Source organism: Streptomyces sp. NBC_01276, assembly GCF_041435355.1.
Classification (GTDB): Bacteria; Actinomycetota; Actinomycetes; order Streptomycetales; family Streptomycetaceae; genus Streptomyces.
Map to the genome: position 1 here is coordinate 4165708 of NZ_CP108442.1, position 18318 is coordinate 4184025.

An 18318-nucleotide genomic window follows, 5' to 3' on the forward strand; every position below is an offset into this window, starting at 1 on the left:
GACGCGTCGCCCGCACCGCTCGGCCCCGAGGGGCCTCTCCGGCTCCGCGCCGCCCCACCGGACCCCGTCCGGCACGGCCGGTGCGGGGCCGGTGGTGCTTCCGGCCGCGGCGGGCCGCCCGGCCCGTAAGGTGGCGCCGTCCGGCACTGCGGGGAGCGGCCGGGCCGTGGGGCGTCGCCGTCCGTCCCGGTCCGCCCGCGGGCCGGGCCGCCACCGGGAGGGCGCGGTCGGGGCCGCGTGCCAGGAGGCCCGGAGCGCCGCCTCCGGGGCCCGTCAGCCCCTCCGGGGGCCCGAGACGGGAACGGCGGCGGGGCGGCCCTGTGCCGGGCCTGCGAGGCGATCCGGTGTGGGGCCCGTGCGGCGGCCCTGTGCCGGGCGAGTACGGCGATCCCGTGCCGGGCCCGCGCGATGCGGCCGGGTGGGCCTCGAACATCGGGCCGGATGGCCGTAGCATCCGGCCATGCCGAATGGTCAGCACGGTCCGTCGTCCAGCCAGCCCGCCGGAGGCCAGTGGTACCCCCCGGAGTGGCCCGACCGCATCCGCGCGCTCGCGGACGGCGCGCTCACCCCGGTCGCGCCCAAACGCGCCGCCACGGTGATGCTGCTCCGCGACACCCCCGCCGGCCCGGCCGTGCACATGCTGCGCCGCCGCGCCTCCATGGCCTTCGCCGGGGGCGCCTACGCCTACCCCGGCGGCGGGGTCGACCCGCGTGACGAGGACCGCCGCATCGGCTGGGCCGGACCCGGCCTGGACGCCTGGGCGGAACGCCTCGGCACCGACGCCGCCACCGCCCAGGCCATCGTGTGCGGGGCCGTCCGTGAGACCTTCGAGGAGGCCGGCGTCCTGCTCGCCGGGGAGACGCCCGGCACCGTCGTCGGCGACACCACCGGTGACGACTGGGAGGCCGACCGCGAGGCCCTCGTGGCGCGCGAGCTGTCCTTCGCCGAGTTCCTGGACCGGCGCGGCCTGCTGCTGCGCTCCGACCTGCTCGGGGCGTGGGCCCGGTGGATCACCCCGGAGTTCGAGCCCCGCCGCTACGACACGTGGTTCTTCGTCGCGGCCCTCCCGGAGGGCCAGCGCACCCGCAACGCCTCCACCGAGGCCGACCGGACCGTCTGGATCCGCCCTTCCGAGGCCGCCGCCCGCTACGACGGGGGCGAGCTGCTGATGATGCCGCCCACCATCTCCACCCTGCGCTCCCTGGAGCCCCACGCCAGCGCCGCCGACGCGCTGACGGCGGCCGCCGCGCAGGACCTGACGCCCGTACTGGCACAGGCCGCCCTCGTGGACGGTGAGCTGGTGCTCAGCTGGCCGGGGCACGACGAGTTCACCAAGCGCGTCCGCCCGGGAGGCACCGCATGACCGACGCCGCCGTACTCCCCGGCCAGCCCCGCGGAATGGTCTCCTCCGGGCCGGCGACCGTCCGTGCCGTCAACGTCCTGGCGCCCAACGCCTCCGCGATGACCCTGGACGGCACCAACACCTGGCTGGTCTCCGAGCCGGACTCCGAGCTGGCCGTCGTCATCGACCCCGGCCCGCTGGACGAAGCCCACCTGCGGGCCGTCATCGCCACCGCCGAGCAGGCCGGCAAGCGCGTCGCGCTGACCCTCCTGACCCACGGCCACCCCGACCACGCCGAGGGGGCCGGCCGCTTCGCGGAGCTGACCGGGACGAAGGTCCGCGCCCTCGACCCCGCGCTGAGGCTCGGCGACGAGGGCCTGGCCGCCGGCGACGTGATCCGTACCGGTGGCCTGGAGCTGCGCGTCGTGGCGACCCCCGGCCACACCTCCGACTCGCTCTGCTTCCACCTGCCCGCCGACCGTGCCGTCATCACCGGTGACACCATCCTGGGCCGCGGTACGACCGTGGTCGCGCACCCCGACGGCCGTCTGGGGGACTATCTCGACTCCCTGCGCCGCCTGCGCTCCCTCACCGTCGACGACGGGGTGACCACGGTGCTCCCGGGGCACGGGCCGGTCCTGGAGGACGCCCAGGGCGCCGTCGAGTACTACCTGGCGCACCGCGCCCACCGGCTCGCGCAGGTCGAGACGGCCGTGGAGAACGGCTTCGTCACCCCCGAGGCGGTCGTCGCGCAGGTCTACGCCGACGTGGACCGCTCCCTGTGGCCCGCGGCCACGTGGTCCGTACAGGCACAGCTGGAGTACCTTCGTGATCACGGACTGATCCCGGGGGGACCTGAATGAACACCCTGTACGTACTGCTCGCGCTGCTCGCCGCGGCCGGCTGGATCACCTCGACGGTGACCCTGCGCATGCGTGCCCTGGCGGACAGGGCGGACCGGCTGGAGCGCCGCCTGGGCCTGGTGCTGGACCACCTGGGCATCGAGGAGCCGGAGCCGGCCGGGATGGACGAGGTGCGGGCGCTGGTGCGCGACGGCCGCGACGTCTCGGCGATCAAGCGGTACCGCGAGATCACCGGCGCCGGTCTGGCGGAGGCGAAGCGGGCCGTCGACGCCCTGGCCCCGGCGCGGAGCGCCTGACTCGCTCCGCCGCGGCCTACGGGCGCGGCGCCTTCGTACCGTGCCGGGCCGTGTACTCGTCGGCGAGCCACGGCCCGAGGTCCTCGACGTACCGGCGCACCACGGCGGGGTCCTCGACCGGGGCCAGCGCCACGACGGCCGCGGCCCGCATCTGGTCGGCCCGCTGCGGGTAGTACCGGGCGAAGACCTCCGCGGACTCGGTGAGGTCGCTGGTCCAGCCGCCCCAGCGGGGCATGACCAGGGTGAACCCGGTGCGCACGAGGTGCCGGGCGAAGGCCCGGCTCAGCCGGCGGTAGTCGGACGGTTCCGAGGCCGCCTCGACGCGTTCGCGCCAGCGGGGCAGTACGCGGGCCAGGTCGCCGTTGGTCTCCCGGGCCAGGACGCCGTCCGGCCGGTACCGGGGCAGGTGCTCGGCCAGGTCGTCCCCGAGCAGCGGCGTGCACAGGCAGGCCAGGAACCAGCCCAGGTCGTAACGTTCCTGCTCGCTCAGCAGCCGGTCCTTGCCGTACAGCAGGACGCCGACCCCGTCGATCTCCGGGAAGTCCTGGTCGAGGCCCTGGCCCAGCACCTCCGCGATGTCGCGGTCGTCGTGGGCGGGCTCGTCGTGCAGGGCGATCAGCAGGTCGAGGTCGGAGCGGCCGGGGCGGGCGGTGCCGCGCGGCACCGACCCGTAGAGGTAGGCGCTGTGGAGCCGGCTCCCGTAGGCCTCGGCGATCCGGCCGCGCGCCGCGGCGACGAGGCCGGCGAACGAGGGCTGGATCCGCCCCAGGGACCCCTCCCGCTCGAAGTACCCGTACGCGTCCAGACCCCTGTGTTCCATGATCCCCACTGTGCCCCTTCCCGGGGCGGCCGCGAAGCCGTTTTCCGGGGCGCGCCGGACGCGCGGAGGGGCCCCGCCCGGCTTCCGGACAGGACCCCTCCACGACCGCGCCGGGGCGCGGCGGCCGACGTCGGTGACGTCAGCGCGAGCGCTTGGCGAGCCGCTCCACGTCCAGCAGGATCACGGCGCGCGCTTCCAGGCGCAGCCAGCCGCGGCCCGCGAAGTCGGCCAGGGCCTTGTTCACGGTCTCGCGGGAGGCGCCGACGAGCTGGGCGAGCTCCTCCTGCGTCAGGTCGTGCACGACGTGGATGCCCTCCTCCGACTGCACGCCGAAGCGGCGCGACAGGTCGAGGAGCGCCCGGGCCACACGGCCCGGAACGTCGGAGAAGACCAGGTCGGACATCTGGTCGTTGGTCTTGCGCAGGCGCCGGGCGACGGCGCGCAGCAGCGCGGTCGCGACCTCGGGCCGGGCGTTCAGCCACGGCTGCAGGTCACCGTGGCCGAGGCCGAGGAGCTTGACCTCGGTCAGCGCGGTGGCGGTGGCGGTGCGCGGGCCCGGGTCGAAGAGCGACAGCTCGCCGATCAGCTCGCCGGGGCCGAGGACGGCCAGCATGTTCTCGCGACCGTCGGGGGAGGTGCGGTGGAGCTTCACCTTGCCCTCGGTCACGACGTAGAGCCGGTCGCCGGGGTCGCCCTCGTGGAACAGGGCGTCACCGCGTGCGAGCGTCACCTCGCCCATGGAGGCGCGGAGCTCCGCGGCCTGCTCGTCATCGAGCGCCGCGAAGAGCGGGGCGCGCCGCAGAACGTCGTCCACGAGTCTCTCTCCTATGTCGACCAGCTCAGGGGACCGGTCTCCCATTTTGCCGGACGGCTCAAACAGTGCGATCAATCACTACCAAGGATGCCGGACGGACGCCCGTGCTGTGTGGTGAGCGACCGATCGGGGTGGTGTTACCTGAGGTCCGGGCGGGTGTCGGCACCCGGCCTTAGGCTGGCCGGGTGTCCAATAAGCCGGTGAGAGCACAGGCCAAGGGGTCCGCAGGAGTGACGGCGACCCAAAATTCAGCCGTGGGCGAACAAGCCCCCGGGGAGGTGCCCGGCGGGTCCCGGCCCGCCCCCCAGGGCAAAGCTTCGGCCAAGAAACGGCCGGGCGCGGCGGCGCGCGCGACCGCGGACAAGAGCGCGTCGGGGACCGTGAACGGGGCCCCGGCGGCCTCCCGGGTGCCCGCCCCCGCCCGGAGCGCCGGGAAGGGCAGGGCCGAATCCCGCCTGGCGATGGTCCGGCGGGCCCGCCGCATCAACCGGGAACTGGCCGACGTGTACCCGTACGCCCATCCGGAGCTGGATTTCCGCAATCCCTTCGAGCTCCTGGTCGCCACCATCCTGTCCGCGCAGACCACCGACCTCCGCGTGAACCAGACGACCCCCGCCCTCTTCGCGGCCTACCCGACCCCCGAGGACATGGCCGAGGCCGTGCCGGAGGAACTGGAGGAGCTGATCAGGCCGACCGGGTTCTTCCGGATGAAGGCCAAGTCCCTCCTCGGCCTGTCGCAGGCCCTGCGCGACCGCTTCGGCGGCGAGGTCCCCGGCCGGCTCGAAGACCTGGTCACCCTGCCCGGAGTGGGCCGCAAAACGGCGAACGTGGTCCTCGGCAACGTCTTCGGGGTCCCCGGGATCACCGTCGACACCCACTTCGGACGCCTCGCCCGCCGCTTCAAGTGGACCGAGCAGGAGGACCCAGAGAAGGTCGAGGCGGAGATCTGCGCGATCTTCCCCAAGAGCGAGTGGACGATGCTCTCGCACCGCGTGGTCTTCCACGGCCGCCGCATCTGCCACGCCCGCAACCCCGCCTGCGGCGCCTGCCCCATCGCGCCGCTCTGCCCGGCCTACGGGGAGGGCGAGACGGACCCGGAGAAGGCGAAGAAGCTGCTGAAGTACGAGAAGGGCGGCTACCCGGGCCAGCGCCTGTCCCCGCCCCCGGACTACCCGGGCCTCCCCGCCTCCCCGCTGGGAGCCCGTACGGAGCCCTGAGCGCGACCTGGGGCGTACGGCCGGACGTGGCCCGGGCCCACCGGCGGGGGCGTGCGCCGGGACGGCCGCACGCCCCCGCCGGAACGAATCGGTACCCGGACCGCGTTCAGCGGTGTGGGAGAGGGTGTTCACGGAAGAACACGGACAGGGGTGCCTATGACGCGCGGTACACAGGACGAGACCACGGCCACCACCCGCGAGGGCGACGGCCTGGTCCTCAGCACCGAGGGGCTGCCCGCCTGGCTCGACCCGGTCGTGGCGGCGGCCCGCACCGTCCGGCCGCGCCAGCTCAGCCGCTTCCTGCCCCCCGAGGACGGCGGGGGCCGCCAGTCCGCCGTGCTGATCCTCTTCGGCGAGGGTCCGCGCGGCCCGGAGCTGCTGCTCCAGGAGCGGGCCGGCACCCTGCGCTCGCACGCCGGCCAGCCCTCCTTCCCCGGCGGAGCCCTCGACCCCGGGGACGGCGATCCGCACACCACCGGACCGCTGCGCGCCGCACTGCGCGAGGCCGAGGAGGAGACCGGTCTCGACCCGGCCGGCGTCCAGCTCTTCGGGGTGCTGCCCCGGCTCTACATCCCGGTCAGCGAGTTCGTCGTGACCCCGGTGCTCGGCTGGTGGCGCGAACCCTCCCCGGTCGGCCCGGTGGACCCCGCGGAGACGGCCCGGGTCTTCACGGTGCCCGTGGCGGATCTCACGGATCCCGCCCACCGGGTGACCGTGGTCCACCCCAGAGGCCACCAGGGGCCCGCCTTCACCGTCGAATCGGCCCTGGTCTGGGGGTTCACGGCCGGGGTGATCGACCGCATCCTGCACTTCGCGGGCTGGGAGCGCCCGTGGGACCGCTCACGTCAGGTCCCACTCGACTGGCACGCATGAGACGGTGACCCTCGTGAACGTGCTGGACATCCTGTTGCTGGTCGCCGCCGTGTGGTTCGCGATCGTGGGCTACCGCCAGGGGTTCGTCGTCGGCATCCTGTCGGTGATCGGCTTCCTCGGCGGTGGTCTCGTCGCCGTGTCCCTGCTGCCCCTGATCTGGGACCGGGTGACCGACAACGGCACCCAGGTGACCACCACCGTCGTCGTGATCGCCGTCGTCGTGATCATCATCTGCGCCTCGATCGGCCAGGCCCTGACCACCCATCTGGGCAGCCGCCTGCGACGCCACATCACCTGGTCGCCCGCCCGCGCGCTCGACGCGACCGGCGGGGCCCTGGTGAACGTCGTCGCGATGCTGCTGGTGGCATGGCTGATCGGTTCCGCACTCGCCGGGACCTCGCTGCCCACGCTCGGCAAGGAGGTCCGCAACTCCAAGGTGCTCCTCGGCGTGTCGCGCGTGCTCCCCGCGCAGGCCAACACCTGGTTCTCGGACTTCAGTTCCACCCTCGCCCGCAACGGCTTCCCCCAGGTCTTCAGCCCGTTCTCCAACGAGCCGATCACCGAGGTGAAGGCGCCCGACCCGGCCCTCGCCCGCAGCGGCGTGGCCGAACAGGCGAAGCTCTCCATCGTGAAGGTCGTCGGTACGGCGCCCAGTTGCAGCAAGGTCCTGGAGGGCACCGGCTTCGTCTTCGCGCCGGGCAAGGTGATGACCAACGCCCACGTCGTCGGCGGTGTCATGGAGCCCACCGTGCAGGTCGGCGGCGAGGGCAAGCTCTACGACGGCAAGGTCGTGCTCTACGACTGGGAGCGCGACATCGCCGTCCTGGACGTGCCCAAGCTGCGCGCCCCGGCCCTGGAGTTCACCGAGAAGGACGCCACGAGCAGCAGCGACGCGATCGTGGCCGGCTTCCCGGAGAACGGCGCCTACGACGTCCGAGCGGCCCGGGTCCGCGGCCGGATCAACGCCAACGGCCCGGACATCTACCACCGGGGCACCGTCCGCCGCGACGTCTACTCGCTCTACGCGACCGTCCGCCAGGGCAACTCCGGCGGCCCGCTGCTGACGCCCGAGGGCCGGGTGTACGGGGTCGTCTTCGCCAAGTCGCTCGACGACCCGAACACCGGTTACGCCCTGACGGCGGACGAGATCCGGGACGACATCCGCCTCGGCAAGACCTCCAGCCGCCGCGTCGACACCCAGGGCTGCGCCCTCTGACGCCCTCCCCGGGCCCCTGCCGGGGCCCGGGGAGGTGTGTCCTACATGCGTGGATGGCGCAGCCGCGCCGAGACCCAGCGGGCGCGGCGGCGCAGGATGCGTGGGATCCCCAGCCGGGGGTCGTGACCGTCCCGGCCGGCCCTGTCGTGCGTGCCCGGCGCTGTGGCCGAGCGGCGTTCGCGTGCGGTGTCACCGTGGTCGTGCGTCCAGCCCATACAACGAGCTGTGCCCGGGGCCCAGGGTCCGTAATCCCCCGGGGGGCCGCCAATTGGCCTATGCGCCGGGCAATTGAATGCCCGTAAGACAGTCGTACGAAGCGCCTGTCGCCCCGTCAGCCATCCGCGGGGATCCCGCGGATGGCCCGCCGACGGCCCGTCAGCGGTCGGGCTCGGGGTCCTTCAGCCAGTTCACCAGCTCGGTGGAGAAGGCCACCGGGTCCTCCTCGTGGGGGAAGTGCCCCAGTCCGTCGAAGAGCCGCCAGCGGTACGGGGCTTCGACGTACTCCCCGGAACCGGCGGCGCTGCGGGTGCGCATCACCGGGTCCAGCGAGCCGTGCAGGTGCAGCGTGGGCACCCGTACGGGCCGCTTCATCCGCCGGTAGAACTGGAGCCCGTCCGGCCGGGCCATCGAGCGCATCATCCAGCGGTACGGCTCGATGGAGCAGTGCGCCGTGGAGGGGATGCACATGGCCCGCCGGTACACGGCGAGTGCCTCCTCGTCGGAGCCGTCCGCCTGCAGCCGCGGCCCGGACCACTCCCGGATCAGCTCCCCCACGAGGGCCCCGTCATCGGCGACCAGCTGCCGCTCGGGGACGAAGGGCCTCTGGAAGCCCCAGACGTGGGAGCTGGCCCGGGTCTGGCCGAAGTCCGCCAGCATCGCCGAGCGCCAGCGGCGCGGGTGCGGCATCGAGGAGACGACCAGCCGGCGCACCAGCTTGGGCCGCATCACGGCCGCCGTCCAGGCGAGGTATCCGCCCAGGTCGTGCCCGACGAGGGCGGCGTCCGGCTCGCCGAGGGAACGGACCACTCCGGTGATGTCCAGGGCGAGGTTCGCCGGGTCGTAGCCGCGCGGGGTGCGGTCGCTGCCGCCCACCCCGCGCAGATCCATCGCCACCGCGCGGTACCCGGCGTCCGCGAGCGCGGTCAGCTGGTGCCGCCAGGTCCACCAGAACTGCGGGAACCCGTGCAGCAGGAGGACGAGCGGGCCGTCGCCGCACTCCGCGACGTGGAAGCGCGCGCCGTTGGCGGCGACGTCCCGGTGGGTCACCTTTCTCCCGCCCGGCACGTCGATCCGTACCGCCGAAGCAGCGGTGGGCGCGGGGCTGGGGTCCGGAGAAGGGGCTGTCATGAAGACGAGCGTGCCACACCCACGGCCTGGTCACTCAACGGCCGCGGGTGCGGCTTGACGGTTCCGACGAGCGCCGCGGTCTGCTTGACCGAGTCGATGGTCTTCACCGGCGGCTTGACCTTCTTGAACTTCGACATGGCCAGCAGCCCGGTCAGGCCCGCGAGCAGCCAGAACGCGACGCCGACGATGAGGAAGGACCAGGCCAGGCCGAGCCCGAGATTGTGGATGCCGTAGGCCGCGGCGAAACTCAGTACGGGGAGGGAGAAGAGCAGCAGCACGCCCGCCACGATCGCGGCACCGCTGCCGATGCCCGCGCGCTTGACGTCCTGCTTGAGCTCGACCTTGGCGAGGGCGATCTCGTCGTGCACCAGGGCCGACATCTCGGCGGTGGCCGAGGCGACCAGCTGACCGAGCGTGCGCTCGGCTCCCGGAGCCTCTTGGTCCACTGCGCTCATCTCTGACTCCCTCTGTCGTCTGCTGTCGGCGGCTGTCCTCCGTCGTCAGTCAGATCATGCCGGACGGTCGGCGCCGGTGCTGGACCCGCCCGCCGCTTCCCGGGTGGATCCACCCGTGGATCCACCCGTGGGACCGTCCTCGGCCGGGGCGACGGCCTCGGCCCTGCGGCGGTGCTCGGCGGCCTTCTCCTCGTAGATCTTCGCCATCCGCAGGTGGTACGCCGGGTTGTCCTGCTCGTAGATGTCCGGGATCCCGTCGGCGTCCTCGTCGCGCTCCTCGGCCTCGGTCAGCGACCGGTACCGGCGGTCGCGCAGCTTGAGCATCACGCACGCGATGGCCGCGGCGATCAGGGAGCCGAGCAGGACGGCCGCCTTGACCTCGTCGGTCAGGACGGGGTCTCCGGCGAAGGCCAGCTCGCCGATCAGCAGGGAGACGGTGAAGCCGATGCCGGCGAGGGAGGCCACGGCCAGTACGTCGGGCCAGGCGAGGTCCTCGTTCAGCTCGGCCTTGGTGAAGCGGGCGGCGAGCCAGGTGCCGCCGAAGATGCCGACCGTCTTGCCGACGACGAGTCCGAGCACCACGCCGAGGGTCTCGGGACGGGTGAAGACCTGCGCGATGGCCTCGTCGGAGAGCGAGACCCCGGCGGAGAGCAGGGCGAAGAGGGGGACGGCCAGGCCGGCCGAGACGGGGCGGACCAGGTGCTCGATGTGCTCGCCGGGGGAGTGCTCCTCGCCGTCCCTGCGGGTGCAGCGCAGCATCAGGCCCATCGCGACGCCGGCGATGGTGGCGTGGACGCCGCTGTTGTACATCAGGCCCCAGATGACCAGGGCGAGCGGGACGTACACGTACCAGCCGCGGACGCCGAAGCGCAGCAGGAACCAGAAGAGGACCAGGCCCGCGAGGGCCCCGCCGAGGGCGAGGAAGTCGATCTCGCTGGTGAAGAACACCGCGATGATCAGGATGGCGAAGAGGTCGTCGACGACCGCCAGGGTCAGCAGGAAGGCGCGCAGCGCGGACGGCAGCGAGGTGCCGATGACCGCGAGGACGGCGAGGGCGAAGGCGATGTCGGTGGCCGTCGGGACCGCCCAGCCGTCGAGCGATCCGTTGCCGAGGGTGTTGACCAGGGCGTAGACCACCGCGGGCACGGCCATGCCGCAGAGGGCGGCGATCACGGGGAGGGCGGCCGCCTTGGGGTCGCTCAGGTCGCCCGCGACCAGCTCGCGCTTGAGCTCGATGCCGGCGACGAAGAAGAAGATCGCGAGCAGGCCGTCGGCTGCCCAGTGCTGGAGCGAGAGGTCCAGGCCCAGGGCGGCGGGGCCGATGTGGAAGGACCTGACGCTGTCGTAGCTCGCGGATATCGCCGGGATGTTCGCCCACACGAGGGCGGCGATGGCGGCCACCAGGAGCAGGACCCCGCCGACGGTCTCGGTGCGCAGCGCGTCGGCGACGAAGCGGCGCTCGGGGAGGGAGAGCCTGCCGAGGAACTTGCGGCGGGTGCTGGGCGGGGGCGTGGCCACGGTGGGGAACCTCCGGGTGGGCGACGGCATGACAAATGCAGTTGCCGACCAGACTTCCCGGCGCACCCTGAGACTCTTCGAGCGTCAAATGTTGACGCTTCCTTTACCTTACAGGGTTCGCGCGGTCGTATCGGGTGATCTTCACCTTAAACGGGAGGAGGGCGTCCGGCGCGTTGTGCGCCGGACGCCCTCCAGGACCCGTGGCCCGTTGTGCGTCAGTCCGGTCAGTCCGGTCAGTCCTCGCTGGAGGCGCTGGGCAGCTTGGTCTGGATCAGCGCCATCACCGAGGAATCGGCGAGCGTGGTCACGTCGCCGACCGCCCGGTCCTCCGCCACGTCGCGCAGCAGACGGCGCATGATCTTGCCGGAACGGGTCTTCGGCAGTTCCTGCACCGGGACGATCCGCTTCGGCTTGGCGATCGGGCCGAGGGTGGCGCCCACGTGGTTGCGCAGCTCCCCGACCAGGGCGTCCGTCTCGGTGGCGCTGCCGCGCAGGATGACGAAGGCCACGATGGCCTGGCCGGTGGTCTCGTCCTTGGCGCCCACGACGGCCGCCTCGGCGACCGACGGGTGCGAGACGAGCGCCGACTCCACCTCGGTGGTCGAGATGTTGTGGCCCGACACCAGCATTACGTCGTCGACCCGGCCGAGCAGCCAGATGTCGCCGTCGTCGTCCTTCTTGGCGCCGTCGCCCGCGAAGTACTTGCCCTCGAAGCGGGACCAGTAGGTGTCGACGAAGCGCTGGTCGTCGCCCCAGATGGTGCGCAGCATCGACGGCCACGGCTCGGTGAGGACCAGGTAGCCGACTCCGCCGTTCGCCACCTCGCGGCCCTCGTCGTCCACGACGGTGGCACCGATGCCGGGCAGCGCGCGCTGCGCGGAGCCGGGCTTGGTCTCGGTGACGCCCGGCAGCGGGGCGATCATCATGGCGCCGGTCTCGGTCTGCCACCACGTGTCCACGATCGGGCAGCGGTCGCCGCCGATGTGCTTGCGGTACCAGATCCAGGCCTCGGGGTTGATCGGCTCGCCGACCGAGCCCAGCACGCGCAGGCTCGACAGGTCGAACTTCGCGGGGATGTCGTCGCCCCACTTCATGAACGTACGGATCGCGGTGGGCGCGGTGTAGAGGATGGTGACGCCGTACTTCTGCACGACCTCCCAGAACCGGCCCTGGTGCGGGGTGTCCGGCGTGCCCTCGTACATCACCTGGGTGGCGCCGTTGGCGAGCGGACCGTAGACGATGTAGGAGTGCCCGGTCACCCAGCCGATGTCGGCGGTGCACCAGTAGACGTCGGTCTCCGGCTTGAGGTCGAAGACGGCGTGGTGGGTGTACGAGGCCTGCGTGAGGTAGCCGCCGGAAGTGTGCAGGATGCCCTTGGGCTTACCCGTGGTCCCCGAGGTGTACAGGATGAAGAGCGGGTGCTCGGCGTCGAAGGCCTGCGGGGTGTGCTCGGTGGACTGGCGGCCGACCACGTCGTGCCACCAGACGTCGCGGCCCTCGGTGACGGCGGTGTCCTGGCCGGTGCGGCGCACCACGAGGACGTGCTCGACCTGCGGGCACTTGGCGACGGCCTCGTCGATGGCGGGCTTGAGCGCGCTGGGCTTGCCGCGGCGGTAGCCGCCGTCGGCGGTGATCACCAGCTTGGCGTCGGCGTCCTGGATGCGGGAGGCGACGGCATCGGCGGAGAAGCCGCCGAAGACCACCGAGTGGGCGGCGCCGACGCGGGCGCACGCGAGCATCGCGACGACGGCCTCGGGGATCATCGGCAGGTAGACGGCGACCCGGTCGCCCGCCTGGACACCGAGCTCGGTGAGGGCGTTGGCGGCCTGCGAGACCTCGTCCTTGAGCTGGGCGTAGGTCAGGGAGCGGCTGTCGCCGGGCTCGCCCTCGAAGTGGATCGCGACGCGGTCGCCGTTGCCGGCCTCGACGTGCCGGTCCACGCAGTTGTACGCCACGTTCAGCTTGCCGTCGGCGAACCACTTCGCGAACGGCGGGTTGCTCCAGTCGAGCGTCTCGGTCGGCTCGGTCTCCCAGGTCAGCCGCCGGGCCTGCTCGGCCCAGAAGCCCAGCCGGTCCGCGTCGGCCTGCGCGTACGCCGCCTCGGTCACGTTGGCGGCGGCGGCCAGATCGGCGGGCGGTGCGAACCGCCGCTCCTCCTTGAGCAGATTGGCCAGGCTGTCATTGCTCACGACATCTCCCTTTCCCAGGGTGTCCGTTGTGTCCCCGGGCATAGCTCATCAGGTCAGACGCCCAGGTGACAAGGGGTAGCCGTGAATTGGTTTAGACCTATAGCACGACTGGGCGGCCCGTGCGCCGCAGCGTACGCGCGGGCCGCGCGCGGCGCGCGGCGCGCGAAGGGCCCCTTCCCGCTGCAGGGTGCGAGAAGGGGCCAACAGCTTGCACGGATACGGGAGGGTATCGGTTCGGACGGAAATCCGGTCAGGCGTTCTGACCCACGCTGTCGAAAACCCGACAGTCGAAGAAGTCCTCGCCCTCGGACAGCAGGTAGGCCTGGGCCTCGCCCACGTGGAAGTACATTCCGTGCAGTTCCAGCGAGCCGTCGGCGAGCCGTCGGGCCACCGATTCGTGGGCCCGCAGGTGGTCCAGCTGCTGGACCACATTGGTCAGGCAGAGCTGTTCCACGGCGTCCGCCGGGAGCCGGCCCGCGATCCGGGCCCAGGCGTGGTGCCGGCTGGCCATCCGCTCCAGGCTGGGCAGACCGTGCCGCAGCCAGCGGCGCAGCGGGGTCATCGGAGCGCCCGGGTGGGAGTTCAGCAGGGCCTGCATGGCTCCGCAGCCGGAGTGCCCGCACACCGTGATGCTGTCGACCTTCAGCACGTCCACGGCGTACTCGATGGCCGCCGCGACCGAGTCGTCGGTGGCTTCGGCTCCGGGCGGGGGGACCAGATTGCCGACGTTGCGGACGGTGAAGAGGTCGCCGGGGCCACTTGCCGTGATCATGCTGGTCACCAGGCGGGAGTCCGCGCAGGTGAGGAAGAGCTGTGAGGGCCGCTGTCCCTCGCGGGCCAGCCGGGCCAGCTCGTCGCGGACGTGCGGGGCGGTGTCCCGCTGGAAGGCGCCGATCCCGCTGGCGAGTTGACCCGCGCCACGGCGCCGGGGGGAGGCGGTTCCGGCGTCGCGGGGCTCGGCCGCGCTCGGGATCGTCCCGGCCGCCTCGCCCGCCGGGACGCGCGCGGCGACCGCCGGGTGCGTGGCGGGCAGGGCGCGGTGGTCGCAGTGGTTCTGCCAGGGGGTCCACGGGCGGCAGCACTGGTGCGCTCCCCGGCCTTCGCCCCGGTGGCCGCCGGCCCCGCCGATCGCGGTGCTCCCGCCGGCCGGCACCCGCCCGGACCCGGTGGCTGAGCCGTGGCCCGGCCGCACGCCGGCGCCGGTCCCGGGTGCCGTCCCGGTGGGCCGGGCGTGGTTGCCGCGGGAAATGGCGGCCCCGCCCCGGCCGGTGAGCTCCACCGAACCCCCGTGGGCCAGGTGCGTGTCCTGCCAGTCCTGGAGGATCTCGTAGGCGGCGTGGTCGATGAACGAGCCGTCCAACTCGACGACCGCGTGGCCCTCGTGCGGGATCGAGTTCAGCACCCGGCTCAGGCGCGGCACGGCGAGGAAGGTCAACTGCCCGCGCGCCCGGACCCGGTGGACGCCGTCCGCCTCGTCCAGGGTGATCCTCGTGCGCGCCAGCCGGTGCATGGCCAGGGCCACGGCCACGGCGATGCCGACGGCGACGCCTTCCAGGACCCCGCCCAGGACCACGGCGACGATGGTGGCTGCGTAGACCAGGACCTCCCGGTAGCGGGTGACGGTCCTCAGGTGCGTGATGCTGACCACCTGGATTCCGACGGCCAGCACCAGCGCCGCCAGGGCGGCGAGCGGGATCAGGTCGAGCGCGGGGACGAGCAGTCCGGCCGCGATCACCACCCACAGCCCGTGCAACATGGCTGATTTACGGCTTACGGCACCGGACTTGACGTTCGCCGCGCTGCGTACGGCCACGGCCGCGACGGGGAGCCCGCCGAGCATCCCGGAGACGATGTTGGCGGCGCCCTGTCCGCGCAGCTCGCGATCGAGGTCGGCGCGGGGCGGGCGGTCGCCCGTACCGCGCTCGGAGGCGATCAGCTTGTCGGTGGCCACCGAGGACATCAGGGACTCGACGCTGCCGACCAGGGTGATGGTCAGCACGGCGGCGATGATCCCGAGCACCGGGCCCTGCGGCAGTTCCGGCAGCGCGTGGCTGCTCCAGGAGGGCAGGTCCACCCGGGGCAGGTCGAGCCCGGCCAGGGCCGCGCCGGCGGTGGCCGCGGCGACCGCCGCCAGTGCGGCGGGCACCTTGCGCAGGGCCAGGCCGACCCGCCCGGGGATCCGGGGCCAGAGCAGCAGGACGCACAGGGTCAGCGCGCTCACCCCGAGCGCGGCCGGATGCAGATCGGCCAACTGGGCGGGCAGTCCGAGTACGTTGGCGACGGCCGAGCTCTGCGGGGTGCCGCCCAGCACGATGTGCAGCTGGGCCAGCGCGATGGTCACGCCGATGCCGGCCAGCATTCCGTGCATGATCGCCGGGCTCACCAGCAGGGCCGAGCGCGCGGTGCGCAGGAAGGCCAGTCCGAGCTGGCAGCAGCCGGCCAGGACCGTGACGGCGCAGGTGGTGCGCCAGCCGTAGTGCTGGATCAACCCGGCCGTCACCACGGTGAGTCCGGCGGTCGGCCCGCTCACCTGGAGCGGGGCGCCGCCGAGCCGCCCGGCCACGATCCCGCCCACCGCGGCGGCCACCAGCCCCGCCTGCAGGGGGGCTCCGGTGGCCAGGGCGATGCCCAGCGAGAGGGGAAGTGCGATCAGGAAGACGGCGACGGACGCGGACAAGTCCGCATGGAGCCCCTTGAGGCGGGGTCCGGCACCGTCGGGGCCTTGGTTCGTGGAGGGGGGTGGGGCGGCTGTCGTCATGGGTTCCCGTCTCCTCGGGGGAGGTGATGAAGCGGCGGGAGTCTCAACACTCGGTAAATGGATGGTAATGGAGAGTAAAGGCTGTTGGTAGGTAATGCGGGCAAATGGGCTACGAATTAGCACTCCGGGGTGATTAAGTATTTTGTCTGCCTTGTCATACCTTCCTTAAAGCGGACCGCGTGGGACGTTGCGTCACGAAAGTCCCGCGATGGAACTGCGAGGGAGAGGTGTGCGGATGATCGCCGCCACGAAGAAGATCGCCGGCGGCCTTGTCGCCACGGCCCTGGTACTGGGCGTCGCCGGGTGCAGCGCCTCCGAGCCCGCCCGCCCCGGCGCTCCCGGCGCCCCCGGCGACCAGAACACGAAGAAGGGCGCCGCCGCCCCGGAGGCCCCCGGCAGTGTCAACCGCCCCATCGGCGACGGTTCGACCGCCTACACGGGCTCCCAGCCGAACGTGCAGAAGCCGCAGAGACTGAAGCCCGGCGAGAAGCCCCCGCAGTTCGTGGTGTTCTCGTGGGACGGCGCGGGCGAGGACAGCCAGAAGCTCTTCTCGCACTTCCGCGAGGTGGGCAAGCAGTACAACGCCCGGATGACCTACTTCCTCAGCGGCGTGTACATGCTCCCGGAGGAGAAGCGTTCCCTCTACACGGCCCCGCAGCACTCCGCTGGCCTCTCCGACATCGGCTTCGGCGACCTCCAGGGCATCAAGGACACCGCCACCCAGGTCCGCGGGGCCTGGCTGGAGGGCAACGAGATCGGCACCCACTTCAACGGCCACTTCTGCGGCCCCGAAGGGGGTGTCGGCACCTGGTCGGTGGAGGAGTGGAAGAGCGAGATCAACCAGGCCAAGTCCTTCGTCAAGAACTGGAAGACGAACGCCCCGGCGCTCAAGGACCTGGCGGCGCTCCCCTTCGACTACGACAAGGAGATGATCGGCGCCCGCACCCCCTGCCTCGAAGGCCAGAAGAACTTCATGCTGGCGGCGAAGGACATGGGCTTCCGCTACGACTCCAGCGGCATCAGCAAGCAGATCTGGCCGAAGAAGACGGACGGGCTCTGGGACCTCCCGCTCCAGCTGGTGCCCATGCCCGGGCGCGCCTTCGACACCCTGAGCATGGACTACAACTACCTGGTCAACCAGTCCGGTACGACCACCCAGGGCGACCCCTCCCAGCACGAGTACTGGGGCGACCAGATGCGCGACGGCCTGCGCCAGGCCTTCGACCGGGTCTACCAGGGGAACCGGGCGCCACTGATCATCGGCAACCACTTCGAGTCGTGGAACGGCGGCACCTACATGCGTGCCGTCGAGGAGTCCATCCAGACCATGTGCACCAAGCCGGAGGTCCGGTGCGTGCCCTTCCGCGAACTGGCGGACTGGCTGGACGCCCAGGACCCGAAGACGCTGGAGTGGATGCGCACCCTCGACGTCGGCCAGGCGCCGAAGGACGGCTGGACGAAGTTCCTGACCGCGGGGCCGCCGCCCGCGCCGCCGACGGCCCCGGCCGCGGTCAAGCCGGCTGAGGAGTCGAACGAGGGCTGACCAGGGCCTCGTGCAACACGAAGCCGGGGTCGACCTGCTCCGCCAGGTCGGCCCCGGTCTTGGCGTTCCCCCAGCTCTCCGCGTTGCGCAGGTGGAAGTGGACCATCTGCTCGGTGTACCTGTCCCAGTCGCGGTCGGCGTACGAGTCCTCGGCCGCGTCCTGGAGCGCCTGCAGCGCCAGCCGGTTGGTCGCCTCCAGCAGGTCGAACGGCGCGGGGCGGCCCTTCTCCATCGCCCGCACCCAGTCGGAGTGCCCGAAGGTGACCAGCAGGTCCTCTTCCACCTCGTCCTGGAGGAACTCGATGTCCTCCGGGCCCTGCACCTTGTTGCCGACCACCTTGAGCGCGATGCCGAAGTCCCGCGCGTACTCCTTGTACTGCCGGTAGACGGAGACGCCCTTGCGGGTCGGTTCGGCCACGAGGAAGGTCATGTCGAAGCGGGTGAACATGCCCGAGGCGAAGGAGTCCGAGCCGGCCGTCATGTCGACGACGACGTACTCGTCCGGGCCGTCGACCAGGTGGTTGAGGCAGAGCTCCACCGCGCCGACCTTCGAGTGGTAGCAGGCCACGCCGAGGTCGGCCTCGGTGAACGGCCCGGTGGCCATCAGCCGTACGGGCTCCCCGTCGAGCAGCAGCGTGCGCGCGCAGGCCTCGTAGACCGGGTTGTCCTCCGTGACCCGCAGCAGTCGCGAGCCGGCGCCGGGCGGGGTGGTCTTGATCATGCTGTCGGTGGATGCGATGCGAGGGTTGGAACCGCGCAGGTACTCCTTGATGAGGGGGAGGTGCGCGCCCAGGGCGGGCAGTGCGGCCGCCTCGTCCTCGGGGAGCCCGAGGGCCGCGCCGAGGTGCTGGTTGATGTCGGCGTCCACCGCGACGACGGGGGCTTCATTGGCTGCGAGGTGGCGGATGAAGAGGGAGGACAGGGTCGTCTTGCCGCTGCCGCCCTTTCCCACGAAAGCGATCTTCATGTTCACCAAGAGTAGTGGCATGGTCGCGCGGTGTGGTCGAGGTGAGTGAAGAAGACCACTCCAAGGAGGGGTCGGTGCTACGGCCGCGCAGTGCGTAGGC

General features: G+C 72.2%; 15 protein-coding genes. 7 read left to right on the plus strand and 8 right to left on the minus strand.

Annotation, left to right across the window (positions count from 1 at the left end):
- The first annotated feature begins 460 nt into the window (after positions 1-460).
- The 3 genes from OG295_RS18580 to OG295_RS18590 are packed head-to-tail and all read left to right on the plus strand — an operon-like array spanning position 461 to position 2501.
- Positions 461-1363, plus strand: a complete 903-nt coding sequence (locus OG295_RS18580; RefSeq protein ID WP_371677868.1) for an NUDIX hydrolase — start codon at positions 461-463, stop codon at positions 1361-1363.
- On the plus strand, positions 1360-2205 hold the full coding sequence (locus OG295_RS18585) for an MBL fold metallo-hydrolase (protein WP_371677869.1): 846 nt from the start codon (positions 1360-1362) through the stop codon (positions 2203-2205). Before OG295_RS18580 ends, OG295_RS18585 begins: the two co-directional genes overlap by 4 nt.
- Complete coding sequence (locus tag OG295_RS18590; protein WP_371677870.1) at positions 2202-2501, plus strand: hypothetical protein; 300 nt, start codon at positions 2202-2204, stop codon at positions 2499-2501. The genes OG295_RS18585 and OG295_RS18590 overlap by 4 nt, the downstream gene beginning before the upstream one ends.
- 16 nt (positions 2502-2517) lie before the next feature.
- Here OG295_RS18590 and OG295_RS18595 read toward each other — a convergent pair whose 3' ends face one another.
- Both OG295_RS18595 and OG295_RS18600 read right to left on the minus strand, forming a co-directional pair.
- Positions 2518-3321, minus strand: a complete 804-nt coding sequence (locus OG295_RS18595; RefSeq protein WP_371677871.1) for a nucleotidyltransferase domain-containing protein — start codon at positions 3319-3321, stop codon at positions 2518-2520.
- A 139-nt stretch (positions 3322-3460) separates the two neighbouring features.
- Positions 3461-4135 carry a Crp/Fnr family transcriptional regulator gene (locus OG295_RS18600; RefSeq protein ID WP_003981529.1) on the minus strand — a complete coding sequence of 225 codons (675 nt, stop codon included), beginning with the start codon at positions 4133-4135 and terminating at the stop codon, positions 3461-3463.
- Positions 4136-4542: 407 nt separating this feature from the next.
- On the opposite strand from OG295_RS18600, the gene nth reads away from it, so the two are divergent.
- The 3 genes from nth to OG295_RS18615 all read left to right on the plus strand — a co-directional run bounded on the left by nth (position 4543) and on the right by OG295_RS18615 (position 7441).
- The gene (gene nth, locus OG295_RS18605) at positions 4543-5352 is read left to right on the plus strand and encodes an endonuclease III (RefSeq protein WP_371681229.1); all 810 of its coding nucleotides are present in this window, start codon (positions 4543-4545) and stop codon (positions 5350-5352) included.
- A 156-nt stretch (positions 5353-5508) separates the two neighbouring features.
- On the plus strand, positions 5509-6225 hold the full coding sequence (locus OG295_RS18610) for a CoA pyrophosphatase (protein ID WP_371677872.1): 717 nt from the start codon (positions 5509-5511) through the stop codon (positions 6223-6225).
- 13 nt (positions 6226-6238) lie between these two features.
- Complete coding sequence (locus OG295_RS18615; RefSeq protein ID WP_266841735.1) at positions 6239-7441, plus strand: MarP family serine protease; 1203 nt, start codon at positions 6239-6241, stop codon at positions 7439-7441.
- 375 nt (positions 7442-7816) lie between these two features.
- Here OG295_RS18615 and OG295_RS18620 read toward each other — a convergent pair whose 3' ends face one another.
- The 5 genes from OG295_RS18620 to OG295_RS18640 all read right to left on the minus strand — a co-directional run bounded on the left by OG295_RS18620 (position 7817) and on the right by OG295_RS18640 (position 15708).
- Positions 7817-8788 (minus strand): alpha/beta fold hydrolase, encoded by a 972-nt coding sequence (locus tag OG295_RS18620; RefSeq protein WP_371677873.1) that lies wholly within the window; start codon positions 8786-8788, stop codon positions 7817-7819.
- Positions 8785-9243, minus strand: coding sequence for a phage holin family protein (locus tag OG295_RS18625; protein WP_371677874.1), 459 nt, complete (start codon positions 9241-9243; stop codon positions 8785-8787). The genes OG295_RS18620 and OG295_RS18625 overlap by 4 nt, the downstream gene beginning before the upstream one ends.
- 54 nt (positions 9244-9297) lie before the next feature.
- Positions 9298-10761 (minus strand): Na+/H+ antiporter NhaA, encoded by a 1464-nt coding sequence (gene nhaA, locus OG295_RS18630; protein WP_371677875.1) that lies wholly within the window; start codon positions 10759-10761, stop codon positions 9298-9300.
- 233 nt (positions 10762-10994) lie between these two features.
- A complete protein-coding gene (gene acs / locus OG295_RS18635; RefSeq protein ID WP_371677876.1) occupies positions 10995-12992 on the minus strand; it encodes an acetate--CoA ligase in 1998 nt (665 codons plus the stop codon).
- Positions 12993-13200: 208 nt separating this feature from the next.
- A complete protein-coding gene (locus tag OG295_RS18640; protein ID WP_371677877.1) occupies positions 13201-15708 on the minus strand; it encodes a SulP family inorganic anion transporter in 2508 nt (835 codons plus the stop codon).
- A gap of 235 nt (positions 15709-15943) precedes the next feature.
- Here OG295_RS18640 and OG295_RS18645 point away from each other — a divergent pair, with 235 nt between their 5' ends.
- The gene (locus OG295_RS18645) at positions 15944-17251 is read left to right on the plus strand and encodes a hypothetical protein (RefSeq protein ID WP_371677878.1); all 1308 of its coding nucleotides are present in this window, start codon (positions 15944-15946) and stop codon (positions 17249-17251) included.
- Here OG295_RS18645 and OG295_RS18650 read toward each other — a convergent pair.
- The gene (locus tag OG295_RS18650) at positions 17220-18218 is read right to left on the minus strand and encodes an ATP-binding protein (RefSeq protein ID WP_371677879.1); all 999 of its coding nucleotides are present in this window, start codon (positions 18216-18218) and stop codon (positions 17220-17222) included. The genes OG295_RS18645 and OG295_RS18650 overlap by 32 nt on opposite strands.
- Positions 18219-18318 lie beyond the last annotated feature (100 nt).

What these genes read in the sequence shown, in the direction of transcription:
- OG295_RS18610 (WP_371677872.1), top strand. Translation starts at nt 5,509, where the DNA reads ATGACGCGCGGTACACAGGACGAGACCACGGCCACCACCCGCGAGGGC.
- OG295_RS18590 (WP_371677870.1), top strand. Translation starts at nt 2,202, where the DNA reads ATGAACACCCTGTACGTACTGCTCGCGCTGCTCGCCGCGGCCGGCTGG.
- OG295_RS18580 (WP_371677868.1), top strand. Translation starts at nt 461, where the DNA reads ATGCCGAATGGTCAGCACGGTCCGTCGTCCAGCCAGCCCGCCGGAGGC.
- acs (WP_371677876.1), bottom strand. Translation starts at nt 12,992, where the DNA reads ATGCCCGGGGACACAACGGACACCCTGGGAAAGGGAGATGTCGTGAGC.
- OG295_RS18645 (WP_371677878.1), top strand. Translation starts at nt 15,944, where the DNA reads ATGATCGCCGCCACGAAGAAGATCGCCGGCGGCCTTGTCGCCACGGCC.
- OG295_RS18650 (WP_371677879.1), bottom strand. Translation starts at nt 18,218, where the DNA reads ATGAAGATCGCTTTCGTGGGAAAGGGCGGCAGCGGCAAGACGACCCTG.
- OG295_RS18640 (WP_371677877.1), bottom strand. Translation starts at nt 15,708, where the DNA reads ATGACGACAGCCGCCCCACCCCCCTCCACGAACCAAGGCCCCGACGGT.
- OG295_RS18585 (WP_371677869.1), top strand. Translation starts at nt 1,360, where the DNA reads ATGACCGACGCCGCCGTACTCCCCGGCCAGCCCCGCGGAATGGTCTCC.
- OG295_RS18595 (WP_371677871.1), bottom strand. Translation starts at nt 3,321, where the DNA reads ATGGAACACAGGGGTCTGGACGCGTACGGGTACTTCGAGCGGGAGGGG.
- OG295_RS18625 (WP_371677874.1), bottom strand. Translation starts at nt 9,243, where the DNA reads ATGAGCGCAGTGGACCAAGAGGCTCCGGGAGCCGAGCGCACGCTCGGT.
- OG295_RS18620 (WP_371677873.1), bottom strand. Translation starts at nt 8,788, where the DNA reads ATGACAGCCCCTTCTCCGGACCCCAGCCCCGCGCCCACCGCTGCTTCG.